Annotated in this window: 14 protein-coding genes, 1 tRNA gene and 1 pseudogene; 12 read left to right on the forward strand and 4 right to left on the reverse strand. The window is 41.0% G+C overall.

Features of this window, described 5'->3' with window-relative positions; translation table 11 throughout:
* Both LRA01S_RS09080 and LRA01S_RS09085 read right to left on the reverse strand, forming a co-directional pair.
* Positions 1 to 463, reverse strand: a pseudogene (locus LRA01S_RS09080) (hypothetical protein); the annotation flags it as partial.
* Between the two features lie 60 nt (positions 464 to 523).
* Entirely contained in the window at positions 524 to 775 is a 252-nt protein-coding gene (locus LRA01S_RS09085) for a hypothetical protein (RefSeq protein ID WP_061775307.1), read from the reverse strand.
* A gap of 238 nt (positions 776 to 1,013) precedes the next feature.
* Between LRA01S_RS09085 and der the strand changes: the two genes are divergently transcribed.
* Positions 1,014 to 2,324, forward strand: a complete 1,311-nt coding sequence (der, locus tag LRA01S_RS09090; protein ID WP_061775308.1) for a ribosome biogenesis GTPase Der — start codon at positions 1,014 to 1,016, stop codon at positions 2,322 to 2,324.
* Between the two features lie 4 nt (positions 2,325 to 2,328).
* On the forward strand, positions 2,329 to 2,736 hold the full coding sequence (locus LRA01S_RS09095) for a cupin domain-containing protein (RefSeq protein WP_061775309.1): 408 nt from the start codon (positions 2,329 to 2,331) through the stop codon (positions 2,734 to 2,736).
* A gap of 64 nt (positions 2,737 to 2,800) precedes the next feature.
* On the opposite strand, the gene LRA01S_RS09100 is transcribed toward LRA01S_RS09095, so the two are convergent.
* Entirely contained in the window at positions 2,801 to 3,757 is a 957-nt protein-coding gene (locus tag LRA01S_RS09100) for a sodium:calcium antiporter (protein WP_061775310.1), read from the reverse strand.
* 221 nt (positions 3,758 to 3,978) lie between these two features.
* Here LRA01S_RS09100 and rimP point away from each other — a divergent pair, with 221 nt between their 5' ends.
* From rimP to rbfA, 6 genes are all read left to right on the forward strand, one after another.
* Complete coding sequence (gene rimP, locus LRA01S_RS09105; RefSeq protein ID WP_061775311.1) at positions 3,979 to 4,452, forward strand: ribosome maturation factor RimP; 474 nt, start codon at positions 3,979 to 3,981, stop codon at positions 4,450 to 4,452.
* Positions 4,453 to 4,499: 47 nt separating this feature from the next.
* Complete coding sequence (nusA, locus tag LRA01S_RS09110; protein ID WP_061775312.1) at positions 4,500 to 5,597, forward strand: transcription termination factor NusA; 1,098 nt, start codon at positions 4,500 to 4,502, stop codon at positions 5,595 to 5,597.
* Between the two features lie 32 nt (positions 5,598 to 5,629).
* A complete protein-coding gene (gene rnpM / locus LRA01S_RS09115) occupies positions 5,630 to 5,956 on the forward strand; it encodes an RNase P modulator RnpM (protein WP_061775313.1) in 327 nt (108 codons plus the stop codon).
* A 9-nt stretch (positions 5,957 to 5,965) separates the two neighbouring features.
* On the forward strand, positions 5,966 to 6,283 hold the full coding sequence (locus LRA01S_RS09120; protein WP_061775314.1) for a YlxQ-related RNA-binding protein: 318 nt from the start codon (positions 5,966 to 5,968) through the stop codon (positions 6,281 to 6,283).
* A 141-nt stretch (positions 6,284 to 6,424) separates the two neighbouring features.
* Positions 6,425 to 9,091 carry a translation initiation factor IF-2 gene (gene infB / locus LRA01S_RS09125; protein WP_061775315.1) on the forward strand — a complete coding sequence of 889 codons (2,667 nt, stop codon included), beginning with the start codon at positions 6,425 to 6,427 and terminating at the stop codon, positions 9,089 to 9,091.
* Positions 9,092 to 9,185: 94 nt separating this feature from the next.
* Positions 9,186 to 9,536, forward strand: coding sequence for a 30S ribosome-binding factor RbfA (rbfA, locus tag LRA01S_RS09130; RefSeq protein ID WP_061775316.1), 351 nt, complete (start codon positions 9,186 to 9,188; stop codon positions 9,534 to 9,536).
* Positions 9,537 to 9,552: 16 nt separating this feature from the next.
* Here rbfA and LRA01S_RS09135 read toward each other — a convergent pair whose 3' ends face one another.
* Positions 9,553 to 10,452, reverse strand: coding sequence for a diacylglycerol/lipid kinase family protein (locus LRA01S_RS09135; RefSeq protein WP_061775317.1), 900 nt, complete (start codon positions 10,450 to 10,452; stop codon positions 9,553 to 9,555).
* Between the two features lie 159 nt (positions 10,453 to 10,611).
* Here LRA01S_RS09135 and LRA01S_RS09140 point away from each other — a divergent pair, with 159 nt between their 5' ends.
* From LRA01S_RS09140 to LRA01S_RS09155, 4 genes are all read left to right on the forward strand, one after another.
* Positions 10,612 to 11,934, forward strand: coding sequence for an MATE family efflux transporter (locus tag LRA01S_RS09140; RefSeq protein WP_061775318.1), 1,323 nt, complete (start codon positions 10,612 to 10,614; stop codon positions 11,932 to 11,934).
* Positions 11,900 to 13,867, forward strand: a complete 1,968-nt coding sequence (ligA, locus tag LRA01S_RS09145; protein ID WP_061775319.1) for an NAD-dependent DNA ligase LigA — start codon at positions 11,900 to 11,902, stop codon at positions 13,865 to 13,867. Before LRA01S_RS09140 ends, ligA begins: the two co-directional genes overlap by 35 nt.
* Complete coding sequence (locus LRA01S_RS09150) at positions 13,864 to 14,865, forward strand: diacylglycerol kinase family lipid kinase (RefSeq protein WP_061775320.1); 1,002 nt, start codon at positions 13,864 to 13,866, stop codon at positions 14,863 to 14,865. Before ligA ends, LRA01S_RS09150 begins: the two co-directional genes overlap by 4 nt.
* Positions 14,866 to 14,953: 88 nt before the next feature.
* Positions 14,954 to 15,041 (forward strand) — tRNA-Ser (locus tag LRA01S_RS09155).
* The last annotated feature ends 149 nt before the right edge of the window (positions 15,042 to 15,190 follow it).

Below are 15,190 nucleotides of genomic sequence, written 5' to 3' on the forward strand. Positions count from 1 at the left end.
ACAGAGAGCTTTCAAGGTAAGTACCTCTAAAAGCATTTTCATAATTAACCAAGTACTCATCAATGATTTTTTGGGTCATCGTGAGGTAATCACCATATGTCGAGATAGATTCAATCGTCGCATCAGATGTATCAGTAGGAGAAAAAGTTGTCTTAGCAGGTTCAGATTGCTCGGTAGAGGGCGCTGGTCGAGGAGATGGGGCTGCTTGTGAAGTATTCGTATTGCGTGGGGAGTATTTTAGAGATTGATAAACAGCGTTGAAAGCATCTCTATAGTTTTCAAATGTTTGATTGTTTGAACTCATGAAAAGTGTCAAAATACCGCCATCTACGCTGACAATAATCATTGCACCATTGTAAGACGAACCTTCATAGTCAAATGACATATTCCATCCATAGGCATCAGTCCCTAACTTTTGTCCATCTTTTTCTGTTAGATTATTTAACGATCCATCTTGTTTCATACCAGAGAGAAACTGTGCTAGTGCGGCTTCATCATCAATAGGTAAATCTTCTTCTTGATATTAGACCGTTAAATCACTGCCATCTTTTCCAGGATAAAAATACTTTATTTTATCATTTTTCCCATTTTTTTCAGTCCAAGATTTTGGAATGTTAAAACAGCAACCATGGATTTCATAAGTGGCTGTTTCTTCGGTTTGAGCAAGTTGTTTTTGTTTATTCTCTGAATTCGTTGATGTTTTTGTTTCATTGGAACAGGCGGATAAGGTTGTAAAGGTACAAACTGCTATACCAAGTAATAATATTTTTTTCATAAGTCGCTCCTAAAATTTAAACCAAGTTTTTAATTTAAAATAACGCAAATATTTTCATTTTAAAAATTCAAAGTATTGCAATACTTTCCTTGATGTTAACACATTAAGGAACCTTAACTAGCCTGCCCTTGTGGGTTATAGTAAAAAAGGTGAGCAGGAGTAAACATATTATGTTATACTTAGACTTGAGTGCTTAGCAAGTGGACAGGCACGGCAACATAAAGGAGAAAAGAAAACAATGGCATTACCTACAGTAGCAATCGTCGGCCGACCAAACGTTGGCAAATCGACAATTTTTAATAGAATCGCAGGCGAACGCATTTCGATCGTCGAAGATACACCCGGTGTAACGCGTGACCGGATTTACACAACCAGTGAATGGCTCAATAAAAAATTCGCTATGATTGATACCGGTGGTATCGAAATGGCTGACACACCTTTCATGGCACAAATTAAGGCACAAGCTGAGATTGCCATGGACGAAGCTGATGTTATTGTTTTCGTCGTAGACGGCGAAAACGGCGTGACAGATGCAGACGAATATGTCGCACAAATTCTATATAAAACGGATACACCCGTCATCCTCGTCGTCAATAAAATTGACAACCCTGAGCGCCGTATGGAAATCTTCGATTTCTACAGCCTTGGTTTGGGTGAACCTTATCCTGTGTCAGCGGTTCACGGTATTGGTACAGGTGACGTGCTAGACGCCATCATCGACAACCTACCAGTCGAAACTGAAGAAGAAAACCCAGACATCATCAAATTCTCGCTGATTGGTCGACCAAACGTCGGCAAATCGAGCCTGATTAACGCCATCTTAGGCGAAGACCGCGTCATCGCAAGCCCGATTGCAGGTACTACCCGCGATGCCATCGACACCAACTTCACCGATGCCGAAGGCCAAGAATTCACCATGATTGACACCGCAGGTATGCGCAAGCGTGGGAAAGTCTACGAATCGACCGAGAAATATTCAGTCATGCGTGCCATGCGTGCCATTGACCGTTCGGACGTCGTTCTCATGGTACTGAACGCGGAAGAAGGCATCCGAGAGTACGATAAAAGGATTGCAGGCTTTGCCCATGAAGCAGGCCGTGGCATTATCATCGTTGTTAACAAATGGGATGCCATTGAAAAAGACAACAAAACCCTTCAAAAATGGGAAGAAAAAATTCGTGACGAGTTCCAATACTTGAGCTATGCACCGATTATTTTCGTCTCTGCTGAAACCAAACAACGTTTGAACAAATTACCTGACTTGATCAAATCAGTCAGTCAAGCACAAAACATGCGGATTCCATCTGCTGTGCTTAACGATGTCATCATGGATGCTATCGCTATCAACCCAACACCAACTGACAAAGGGCGTCGACTTAAGATTTTCTATGCGACACAAGTGGCCATCAAACCACCAACATTTGTCGTCTTTGTTAATGAAGAAGAGCTCATGCACTTCTCTTATGCCCGGATGCTAGAAAATCAAATCCGTAAAGCCTTCGTCTTTGAAGGGACACCAATTCATTTGATCTCTCGTAAACGGAAATAAGCTTATGACTTTAGAAAATGATCCAATCGATATCACCAGACAGACATCAGCTATTTCAGTGACAAAATCGAGTGGCACCCAGGTTGATTATTATCTCTATCCTAAGTTTGAAATTCATGCGAATACCTTACCTGCTGGAGTTGTACAGGATTGGCATAAACATCAGCAACTTGCCGAAAATATTATCGTGACTTCTGGTAAAATCACAGTTGAGTATCTGGAGAATGGTCATATCACAAGTCAAATAGTTGAACAAAATGATGTATTGCGTGTGAAAAAAAGTATCCATCGCCTTTTGAATCAATCAACTGAACCTGCGCAATTTATCGTCTTTCGTTTTATCCCAACTGGTCAGGATCAGTCCGAGTTGATGAAGCATGATAAGGTTGACTGTGAAAATTTGATAAAGTAAATACTTTAGATAAGAAAAAACTTCTGATGTTTGTAATCATCAGAAGTTTTTTGAGTTGTCAGGTTTAACCGAGTAACACAACCATGTAACCGACAAAGGCAAGAATGAGGATGCTGCCTTCAAGTCGGGAGAGCGTGTTACGTTTGCCAATATAGGAGAAAACCCAGATCAGGAAGGTGAGACCGAAGAGGAACATGAGTTCCATGTTAAAAATCGGAAGATAAGTGAGCGGATTTATCACAGCACCTAAGCCGATAATCAAGAAAAGGTTGAGGATGCAAGAGCCAATCAGGTTACCAATTGCCAAGCCTTCCGTTCCTTTAAGTGTTGCTGTGATCGACGTGATCAGTTCTGGAAGGGCAGTGCCCATGCCAACGATTGTTAGGCCGATGACACTGTCAGGAATCCCGACGGCTTCACCGATAAATTTAGCATTATCAACAGCAAAGTCGGCACCAAATTTAAGTGCAATAAAGCCTAAGGCAATGAATAAAAGTGACTTGGGCATAGAGATATCCGCTGTATCGGGACGCGTATTGTGCTTGGTCAGTTGAATGCGTTGCAGTGATTTATAGGCAGGGACAGTGAAATAAACAACACTCATGACAATTAAGAGCCACCCTTGCAATCTAGAAATCATCAAATGCTCACCAATTAGACCGTTGCCCATAAAGGCAAGAACGGCAGTTGCCATAATGGCAAGTGGTAAATGAATATTTTTAGTTTCACGGTCTAAATAAACAGGTTTAATTAAGGCAATAATACCAAGAATTAATCCTAAATTAACAATATTTGAACCAAGAGCGTTACCAAATATTAAATCATGGTATTCGTTTTTGGCAGATGTGATGGTAATCATCATTTCAGGAAATGAGGTACCAAGTGAAACAATCGTCAAACCAATGACGACATCTGGAATTCTATATTTTTTGGCGATATTGCTTGCGCCAGTGACGAGGACATCTGCACCGAAAATAATCAGTGCAAAGCCCACTAAGACAAGTAATATTTTTATAATCATAATTCTATGATAACATTTTATGCAAAAAACTCAAAATTCAAAATTTCTAATAACCGAAAAAACAAAGTAGAAAAGCCAAATTAAATGCGTAAATTTGCATTCTGACAAAATTATGTTATAATGATTTTAAAGAACAAAGGAAGGAGCGCTCACATTGGGCGCTCCTGTTGTTTGAATTTAAATAAATGATCTTAAGATCATGAGTGTAGAAAGGAAACATTATGTCTACAAATATCACAGAAGTTGTGTTGGACCATCTTGAAGGGCTCTTACCTGAGCCTTTTGAGTTAGTGGATGTCGAATGGTCGAAAATGGGTGCAGATTATGTCTTGTCTGTCCTTGTTGATAAACCTGAAGGTATCACACTCCAAGACACAGCCGATTTATCAGAAATCATCAGTCCAGAATTGGACAAGATTTCACCGGATCCTTTTCCCTCGGAATACATGCTTGAGGTAGCCAGCCCTGGTGCTGAGCGTCCGCTCAAAAAAGCAGCTGATTTCGAAAAGCACATTGGTGCTTACGTTTTTGTTAAACTCTACCAAAAGGTAGCAGGAGAAAAAGAGTTTGTGGGAGATTTGGTAGCCTTTGATGGCGAAACGCTTACCCTAAACTATCTTGACAAAACACGTCAGAAGACAGTTGAGCTTGAGTTATCAAACATTGCCAAGGCACGGACGCAAGTGAAATTATAAACATCTACAATAGAAGCATTTAAAATTAAAGAGAAAGTTGGAGACACATGAGTAAGGAAATGCAAGCTGCATTCACCCTTTTGGAGGAAGAAAAAGGCATCTCGCCTGAAGTTGTTATCGGTGCGATTGCGGAAGCTTTAACAGCAGCTTACAAAAAGCAATACAATCAATCACAAAACGTGACAATTGAGTACAATGATGCGAAAGGTGACTTTATCGTCTACTCAACGCGTGAAGTTGTGGATGAAGTTTTTGATAGCCGTTTGGAAATGAGCCTTGAGGATGCCCTCGCACTCAATTCACACTATCAAATCGGTGATAAAATCCGTTTCGAAGAAAAACCAAAAGACTTTGCTCGGACAGCAGCTAATGCAGCCAAACAAGTCATTATGAATAAAATGCGTGAAGAATCACACACGATCATCTATAATGAATTCAAACGCTACGAAAATGAAATCATCCAAGGAACTGTTGAACGAGTGGACGACCGTGCAATCTTTATCAATCTTGGTAAAGTTGACAGCATGCTTGGCAAACGCGATCAAATCCCAGGTGAACGTTATCAGATTGGTGACAAAGTCAAAGTCTACGTTTCAGCTGTTGAACAGTCGAAAAAAGGGCCAATCGTCTATGTCAGCCGGACACATCCTGAATTGCTCAAACGTATGTTTGAAAAAGAAATTCCTGAAGTTTACGATGGCACTGTTGAAATCGTCAGCATTGCACGTGAAGCAGGCGATCGTGCGAAGGTCATCGTTAAATCTAACGATGCTAACGTAGATGCCATTGGCACAATCGTAGGTCCACGTGGTTCGCGTATTCGTACCTTGGTTGATGAATTACATGGTGAAAACATGGACATCATCGAATGGAATGATGACCGTGCGACATTAATCAAGAATGCTTTGAAACCAGCACAAGTCACTGATGTCATCATTGATGAAGCAACAGGCGAAACTGTGGTTATTGTACCAGATGACCAGCTGTCATTGGCAATCGGTAAACGTGGTCAAAACGTTCGTTTGGCAGCTCACGTGACCAATAACAAAATCGATATCAAATCTCAAACAAAATTTGATCAAGAAGCTGTGGGTGTTCAAGCAGAAGAACTTGAAGCAGATTTAGCTGACGAAGTGCTTGACTAAACTGATTGAAACAGAGAGAGGAGTGAGTAACCATGGTGAAAACCAAAAAAATTCCTTTACGAAAATCCGTCGTCTCAAATGAGCAATTTCCCAAAAAAGAACTGTTGCGAATCGTCTATAATAAAGCAGGCGAAATTAGTATTGACCCAACAGGAAAAGCTGCTGGACGCGGGGCCTACATCGCCATTAAAAACGATGAAGCCCAACAAGCCAAGCAAAAACGGATTTTTGATCGTGTGTTTCAGACAGAAATTACGGATCGTTTTTATGACGAGTTAATCGTTTACGTCGATCATCAGGTCGAACGTGAAAAATTAGCAACGGTGACCTACTCGATTGATGAGGCACCAGAAATTTAAGGCTAAAATATGACTGAAATAACAGATTTCAATAAAACAAAATTGGCCAATTCCCTAGGGATGGCCAAGAAAGCCGGCAAGATTGTGACAGGTGAAGAACTTGTCATCAAATCTATCCAGGCAGACCGTGCAAGATTAGTATTTGTTGCCCATGATGGTGCAGCTAACCTTGTTAAACGAATCACTGATAAAACAACCTATTATGAAATTCCCATGCTAGACATCTTTTCTGCGGCCGAACTTTCCCACGCTATTGGTAGTGACCGGAAAGTCATCGCTGTTCAAGATAAAGGATTTGCCAAGAAAATGGAGAGTCTTATGAAATAAGAATAAAGAGGTGATCATGAGCGTATAGCGCCTTATGAAAATAGGAAATCACATGGCTCTGCTTTTGCGCAGGTTCTGGGATTTATCTTTTTCACTAGGGGGCTGCTCATTGTGAACCGGATTAAGAAGGAGGACATCAACATGTCTGAAAAAAAACGTATTAACCAAATTGCTAAAGAGAGCGGCTTAACCAATAAAGAACTTGTGGATCATGCGCAACAGATCGGTTTACCCGTTAAATCACATAGCTCAAGCATTGATGCTGAACAAGCCAAACAGTTATTAAGCTCTTTTAAAGCTGCCGGTAATGGTAGCAGCAAAACACAAGCTGTTAAGGCTACGCCGAAAGCAGCTACAGAACCCCAAACTCAGAACCGTGTGATTGTGGCTGGCGGAAAAAAAGTAGTAACTGAAACTGAAACAGGTAATCGTCCGATTGTGGTCGGTGGTAAGAAAGTCTTGTCAGATGAAGAAGTGGCAAGTGGTCGTGTCATCTCGGTAGGTGGCAAAACAGTTGCCCCTACATCAGCACCAAAAGCTGAGACTAAACCAACTGCACCTGCTAAACAGAACAACGTAGCTAAACAGTCTGCACAACCTGTTGCAGAAAAACATGCTGAAAGTAAATCAGAAAAGAAAGCGGATAGCAAAGTAGAAACGAAAACAATAGCGGAAACACCTAAGAAAACGGAACGTCCGGCCAATGGTGGGATCAAAGTGATCAAGCGCGCAGAAGATATTAAACCGAAAAACGGTGGCATCAAAGTCATCCAACGCGCCGCTGACATCGCGCCAGCAAGCCAAGGCAATGCCAACGCTAACCGTAATAAAAATAAGAAAACACGTAATAACAACAATGCACAAGGTCAAGGCCAAAATAGCCAAGGTGGCGGTAATCGTCAAGGTGGACCGTTGCGTGTCAATGATAACCGGAACCAAGTTCGAAATGCCCGTAATTCCAACTGGAACAGTAACAAGAAGAAAAAAGGCAAACGTGGAGGTCAACAAGTTGCACCACAACCAGTGGTACAACGTAAATTCCATGAGTTGCCTGAGAGTCTCGTTTATTCTGAAGGGATGACAATCGCAGATTTGGCAAAACGTTTGAAACGTGAACCAGCTGAGCTTGTGAAAAAATTATTCATGATGGGCATCATGACAACACAAAACCAATCTTTGGATAGCGATACGATTGAACTCTTGCTTTTGGACTACGGTGTGACACCTGAGAAAAAAGTTGAAGAAGATAAGACAGATATCGAACGTCTCTTCATTGAAGAGGGTTACCTCAACGAAGATGAACTTGTTGAACGTCCACCAGTTGTGACAATCATGGGTCACGTCGACCATGGTAAAACAACCTTGCTAGATACACTTCGTAATTCACGCGTTACAAGCGGCGAAGCCGGCGGTATCACACAGCATATTGGTGCCTACCAAATCGAAGAAGGTGGTAAAAAAATCACTTTCTTGGATACACCAGGACATGAGGCCTTCACAAGCATGCGTGCGCGTGGTGCCTCTGTTACAGATATCACGATTCTTGTCGTAGCAGCTGACGACGGTGTTATGCCTCAAACAGTTGAAGCCATCAACCACTCAAAAGCAGCGGGAGTCCCAATCATCGTTGCCATTAACAAAATTGATAAACCAGGTGCTAACCCACAACGCGTCATTCAAGAACTTTCAGAATATGGTGTTATGAGTCAAGCTTGGGGTGGCGAATCTGAATTCGTTGAAATTTCAGCCAAATTCAACACAAATATCGATGACTTGCTAGAAACTGTTCTCTTGGTTGCAGAAATCCAAGAACTCAAAGCTGACCCAACGGTTAAAGCCATCGGTACGGTTGTTGAAGCACGCCTTGATAAAGGAAAAGGTGCTATCGCAACCCTCCTTGTCCAACAAGGTACCTTGCATCAACAAGACCCAATCGTGGTTGGCAATACCTTCGGACGTGTTCGTGCCATGGTCAATGACTTAGGCCGTCGTGAAAAAGCGGCCGGTCCTTCAAGTCCAGTTGAAATCACTGGTTTGAACGATGTCCCACAAGCTGGTGACCATTTTGCTGTCTTTGAAGATGAAAAAACAGCTCGTTCAGTTGGTGAAGAACGTGCCAAACGTGCCCTCTTGAACCAACGTAACAACACCCACCGTGTCAGCCTTGAGAACCTCTTTGATACCCTTAAAGAAGGTCAAATCAAGTCTGTTAACGTCATCATTAAAGCTGACGTACAAGGTTCTGCGGAAGCTTTAGCAGCATCACTTCAAAAAATTGAAGTCGAAGGCGTTAAAGTTGATATCGTCCACAGTGCTGTTGGTGCCATCAATGAGTCAGACGTCTCACTTGCAGAAGCAGCTAATGCTGTCATTGTCGGTTTCAATGTTCGCCCGACACCGCTTGCGCGCGTACAGGCTGAAAATGACGCTGTTGAAATTCGTCTTCATAGCATCATCTATAAAGTGATTGAAGAAGTTGAGACAGCCATGAAAGGCATGCTTGATCCTGAATTTGAAGAAAAAGTCATCGGTGAAGCAGTCGTGCGTGAAACCTTCACAGTCTCTAAAGTCGGTACTATTGCCGGATTTATGGTCTTGTCAGGTTCAGTTAAACGTGATGCAAGTGTCCGTGTGATTCGTGACGGTATCGTTATTGCAGATGGTAACTTATCATCATTGAAACACTTTAAAGATGACGTCAAAGAAGTCAGAAAAGGTAATGAAGGTGGTCTTATGATTGATGGCTACAACGATATTGCCATTGATGATACCTTTGAAGTCTATGAAATGGTTGAGATTAAACGTTAATCAGACTTTTAAGTTAGCACAATCAAAAAATGCTTGCAGGAGCAGGCATTTTTTGACAGACATATTTATAGCTATCATATAGAAAGGAAAAGTTATGTCTAATACACATCGCAGTGACCGCGTTGCGGTTGAACTTATGCGTGAAATTAATGATATTTTACGTCTAAAAATTCGAGATCCACGTGTTCAAGCAGTCAATATTTCTGACGTTCAAATCACTGGTGACCTCAGTCAAGCGACTGTTTACTATAGTCTTTTATCAGATCTTGCATCAGATAATGAAAAAGCTAGAATTGGTCTTAAAAAAGCCACTGGCGCGATTAAAAGTGAATTGGCTAAGCGCATGACACTTTATAAAATTCCAGATTTGACTTTTGCAAAAGACGAATCTGTTGCCTATGGTGGCAAAATTGATGAACTCTTACGCAACTTGAATCAAGATTAAAAGAAAAAACGAGCGATTATTTAAGAATCGTTCGTTTTTCTGTTGTAATACGCAAAATTTGATGGGCTTTGAGTTGATGGACTTCACCATCAATTTGTACAGGTTGATCACTGTCAATTTCTAGTTCAAAAGCTTGATTGACCATATGATGGACATGCTTGTGCGCTAAGTGCTTAGCTTTTAAAACTTTCGGAATGAGTGCAAATATGCCCAGAAGGTGGAAACGATCGACTTCTACTAAATGAATGTCAGCATTCATAAGATTGGCATCGGGAGCAAGTGGGACACCACCACCAAAAAATGGATGCTTAGTCAGCGTAAATAGAAAAGTTTTGGCAAAAGTCACATCGTTTACAGTTACTTGAAAAGGTTTCTTAAACAAAATGATTTTCAAAGTGCTTGCTAGATAAGCGAGTTGCCCTAATTTCAAGGTATTCAAGAGGCCTTTGGCCAGACTTTGATTAGCAGCTTCAACGATTGCCGCATCTAGTCCGATCCCGAAATTATTGGTCGCAACACCTGATAAATGCTCAGATTCATATTTCAGGACATAAATCGTTTGTGGTGTCGAGTTGTGAATATTGTCAAATGTTTCAATAGTATCCTGTAGTGACACATCAAGACCCCTTGCAAAATCATTACCAGAACCAGCAGGGATGTATGAGAAGGCTTGATCCGCTGGTAAAGCATTGACAGAGAGCGAAATTGTGCCATCACCGCCAATAATGATGATGCGATCATTGTTGGTTTTTTGTGCCAGTATATCTGTCATCAACCGATGCTCATCAAGCGGCTGGTGCGTATTAAATAGATGATAAGTAATCTTTTGTTGCGTCAAATAAGCAGTCAGCTTATCTGTCACCAGCTGCCCATGCCCATGGCCTGCATGGGGATTCGCTAAAATGTAATAATCCATACCTTATATTTTACCAAAAAAATGGCGAAGGTGTTGAGAAAGGGTTAGAAATCAGGTATAATAAAAGTTAGAATAGTCTAACAATTAGACCCTAGAAGTGGTCTAATCTCGATATAGCAGTAAACCGTGTTTAGCGGTTTTTATTTTAGAAAGTCTCCCATGAAAGAAAATACGCGTCGCCTGATTGATTATTCCCTTCCCGCTGTGTTTGAAAATATTTTGCAAACAAGCGTCGGTTTTGTGGATAGCGTCCTAATCGCTAAAATTTCACTGGTCGCCGTCTCTGCGGTCAGCCTCGTGAACGGTGTCATGGCCGTTTACCAAGCTGTCTTCATCGCCTTAGCTGTTGCTGTCGCAACCGTCGTGTCCAATGCTGCAGGCGCCAGAGCATCGAAAGCTGTCTCTGAAAATGTTAGGCAATCCATTGCCCTGTCTTTGATGGTAGGTGTCATCTTGTCACTCTTGTCCTTGGTTTTAGCGCATCCGATTTTACGAGCAATGGGCGCAAGTGGTTATATTTTGCAGCAAGGTATCATATTCTTCAGAGTGATTGCAGGCACGAGTGTCCTCATTGTCTTGATGACCGTACTCGGTCAGCTGATCAGAACAGCAGGACAAACGAGAACACCTTTAACCATTAATCTTATCGTCAATATCTTAAATTTTTGTCTAGATTTTATTTTAATTTTTGGTTTGTTTGGATTTCCAAGACTTGGTATTTTAGGTGCTGGGATTGGCACAGCACTTTCAAGACTGATTGGCGTTGGTCTCCTTTTTCATAAACTACAACAAACCTCTCATCGCTTGCAAGGACCGATATTTAGTCAAGATCAGCACATTTTTAAGACTGAAATTGTCAAAAGAGCACTCCCGATCATGGGAGAACGCTTGATGATGCGACTTGGCGATATCGTGATTTTTGTCATCATCATCGCTTATGGTAGCAAAGTTTTTGCGGGTAATGCGATCGGTGAGACGATTACAGCCTATAACTATCTTCCTGCTTTTGGCTTTGCGACTGGGGCAAGTATTTTGATTGCGAGAGCATATGGCGCAAAAGACCATCTTGAAATTCGTAAATTAACCAAATCATCCTTTGTCATGACAGCAATTATCAGTACACTAGTTGGTGGCATAATTTTTGCCTTTTCCACTTTTATTTTAAATTTCTTTACTTTTGATGCAGTTGCCGTTTCAGCAGCACAGGTTGTCATTTTGATTTCCTTTGTTAGTGAACCGATTGTAGCTGGGGTGATCATCTACACTGCAGCGCTGCAGGCTATGGGGGACGCTAAAACGCCATTTTATGCAACAATGTTTGGCATGTGGGTGATTCGGATAGGAGTTGCCTGGCTTTTAGGAACCGCTTTTGGCTGGGGAATTTGGGGTGTTTGGATTGCCACGGTTTTAGATAATATTTTCCGCTTAATTGTGTTAAAATTAGTGTATGAATGCCGAATTAAAAATCAAAACATTAACTGAACAACTTAATCAATATGCACATGCATACTATACATTAGATAATCCAGTCGTCGAAGATGCTGAATACGATCGTCTTTACCGTGAACTCGTCACATTGGAAGCTGAAAATCCAAACCTGGTTCGAGCTGACTCACCAACTCATAGAACCGGTGATGTCGTCCTTTCAGGCTTTAAAAAGTACACCCACGACTATCAGCTTTACAGCTTGCAAGATGCTTTTTCAAAAGAAGAGCTTGAAGCTTTTGACGCCCGTGTACGCAAAGAAATTCCAGCACCTGAATATATTTGTGAACTCAAAATTGACGGTCTTTCTCTCTCTCTAGTTTATGTCAATGGTGTCCTGGAAACTGCGGCAACACGTGGAGATGGCAGTATCGGAGAGAACATCACAGAACAGGTTAAACGGATTAAGGATGTGCCTTTAGTCTTGAGCGAACCCATTGATATCGTGGTGCGAGGCGAAGCCTACTTGCCTCGTCGTAACTTCCAAAAGCTAAATTTAGAACGTGAAGAAGAAGGGTTGCCGTCATTTGCCAATCCGCGTAATGCAGCAGCCGGCACGTTACGTCAACTTGACACGAAAGTCGTTGCCAAACGTGGCCTTGCAACTTTCCTCTATCAAGAAGCGAGTCCAGCAACTAATGATACACAAGAAGAAGTCCTAAACTATCTTGAAAAACTAGGTCTTGTCGTCAATGATCAACGTGCTTTCGCAACTAATATAACAGAAATTTGGGCTTTTATCGAAAAAGTAGCTGCAATGCGTGATACATTGGCTTACGATATTGATGGTGTTGTGATCAAAGTCAATCAATTAGCTCAGCAAGATACCTTAGGTTTTACTGTTAAATTTCCTAAATGGGCCATTGCCTACAAATTTCCAGCCGAATTAGCTGAAACAGAAATTTTAAGTGTGGATTGGACTGTAGGTAGAACAGGAGTTGTGACGCCGACTGCCAATATGACACCAGTTTTGTTGGCCCAGACCACAGTTGCACGTGCAACCTTACATAATGTTGACTACATTAAGGAAAAAGATATTCGCTTAGGTGATAAAGTTGTGATTTATAAGGCTGGTGATATCATTCCAGCTGTTCAGCGTGTCCTTTTGGATAAGCGACCGTCAGATTCTGTTGTGCTTGATATTCCAAAATATTGCCCTGAATGTGAGTCAGATTTGTTGCATTTTGAAGACGAAGTTGCTTTGCGCTGTGTTAATCCGCTCTGTCCAGCTCAAATTCGTGAGAAATTGATTCACTTTGCTAGCCGTGGTGCCATGAATATCACAGGTCTTGGAATTGCGGTTGTGACGCAACTTTTTGATAAAAAATTGATTTCAGATGTCGCTGATTTGTATCAACTCACGATAGATGACCTTTTGAAACTAGATAAAGTAAAAGAAAAATCAGCTGAAAAACTGTATCAAGCGATTCAAGCCTCTAAAGAAAACTCAGTTGAGAAATTGATTTTTGGCTTGGGTATCCGTCATGTCGGATCAAAGGCAGCTAAAATCATTGCTGAAAACTTATCAAATTTGACTAATATTTCCACTGCGACAACTGAGATGCTATCAGCCATTCCAACGATTGGCACAGTACTGGCCGAAAGTTTGACAAAATATTTTGCATTGGAAGGCACGAAAAAACTCTTGGCCGAACTACAAGCTGTGGGTGTTAATTTTGATTATCTAGGTCCCGTTAAGCGAGATGATGCCCCCTTATCAGGTAAGACCGTTGTCTTAACGGGAAAATTGGCACAGTTAACACGAACTGAGGCTAAGGAAAAATTGGAGAATTTGGGCGCAAATGTCAGTGGTAGTGTTTCTAAAAAAACAGATATAGTCGTTGTTGGTAGCGATGCAGGTAGCAAGTTGACAAAAGCACAAGACCTCGGAATAGAGATCTGGACAGAAGAGGAGCTAATCAAGTTATGAGAACTAGACTAATCTACAACCCAACATCTGGACAAGAAACGATGAAAAAAAATATCGCTGAAATTTTAGATGTTCTAGAAGGTTTTGGACATGAAACCTCTACTTTCGCGACAACAGCTGATGAACATTCTGCAAAAAATGAAGCAAGACGAGCTGCAGAAGCTGGATTTGAATTGATTATTGCAGCAGGTGGTGATGGTACGATTAATGAAGTTGTTAATGGAATTGCACCACTTGAAAATCGGCCCAAACTGGCGATCATTCCAGCAGGAACGACCAATGATTTTGCGCGTGCTCTAAAAATTCCTCGTAACAATCCAGTTGCGGCTGCGAAAATTGTCGGTAAGGAGCAAACCCTAAATATGGATGTTGGCTGTGCGGGAGATGATAAATATTTCATTAATATTGCGGCAGGCGGTTCATTGACAGAATTGACTTACAGCGTTCCCTCACAGCTTAAAACAGCCTTTGGCTACTTAGCTTATCTTGCTAAAGGTGCGGAGTTATTACCTCGTGTTAAGGCAGTACCACTTAAAATCACGCATGATGAAGGTGTGTTTGAAGGTGAAATTTCCATGTTTTTTGCTGCCTTAACTAATTCAGTTGGCGGTTTCGAACAAATTGCGCCAGATGCCCAACTTGATGATGGTCTTTTTACACTCATTTTAGTCAAAACAGCCAATTTATTTGAAATGATTCGTTTGATTGGTTTGGTTCTCAATGGCGGAAAACACATCGATGATAAAAAAATCGAGTATATCAAAACAAGTAAGATCAAAATTGAACCTTTATCAGATGATAAAATGATGATTAATCTTGATGGCGAATATGGTGGTGATGCACCTATTGTTTTAACAGACTTTAAAAATCATATCGAAATGTATGCTAATCTTGATGAAATTAGTGATGAGAATTACACTGGCGATGAAGAAGACTTAGAACTTGAAGCCTTCGTTAGCAAATTTTCAGAAGAAGCCGAAAAAAACACACGAAATTGACGAATAATTTGGTACAATGACGTCAACGCTTTAAAACGAAGTTATATCAAACAATGTTATAAAAATTTTTAATTGAAAATTTTTATATGGAAAGTTACCCAAGTGGCTTAAGGGGACGCCTTGGAAAGGCGTTAGACGTGGAAACACGTGCGCGGGTTCGAATCCCGTGCTTTCCTTATGTTGACAAAATGACATATCATAAAAAATTCAAACCGTCATTTCGCGGTTTGAGTTTTTTTTTGAGTGGCAAAGTTTTGCAATACAAGTAATACCAAAAAAATATCAAGAAATAACATCTAAAAAATAAAAAAGTCAAAATAAAACG

The sequence above is a fragment of the Pseudolactococcus raffinolactis NBRC 100932 genome (assembly GCF_001591765.1).
Classification (GTDB): Bacteria; Bacillota; Bacilli; order Lactobacillales; family Streptococcaceae; genus Pseudolactococcus; species Pseudolactococcus raffinolactis.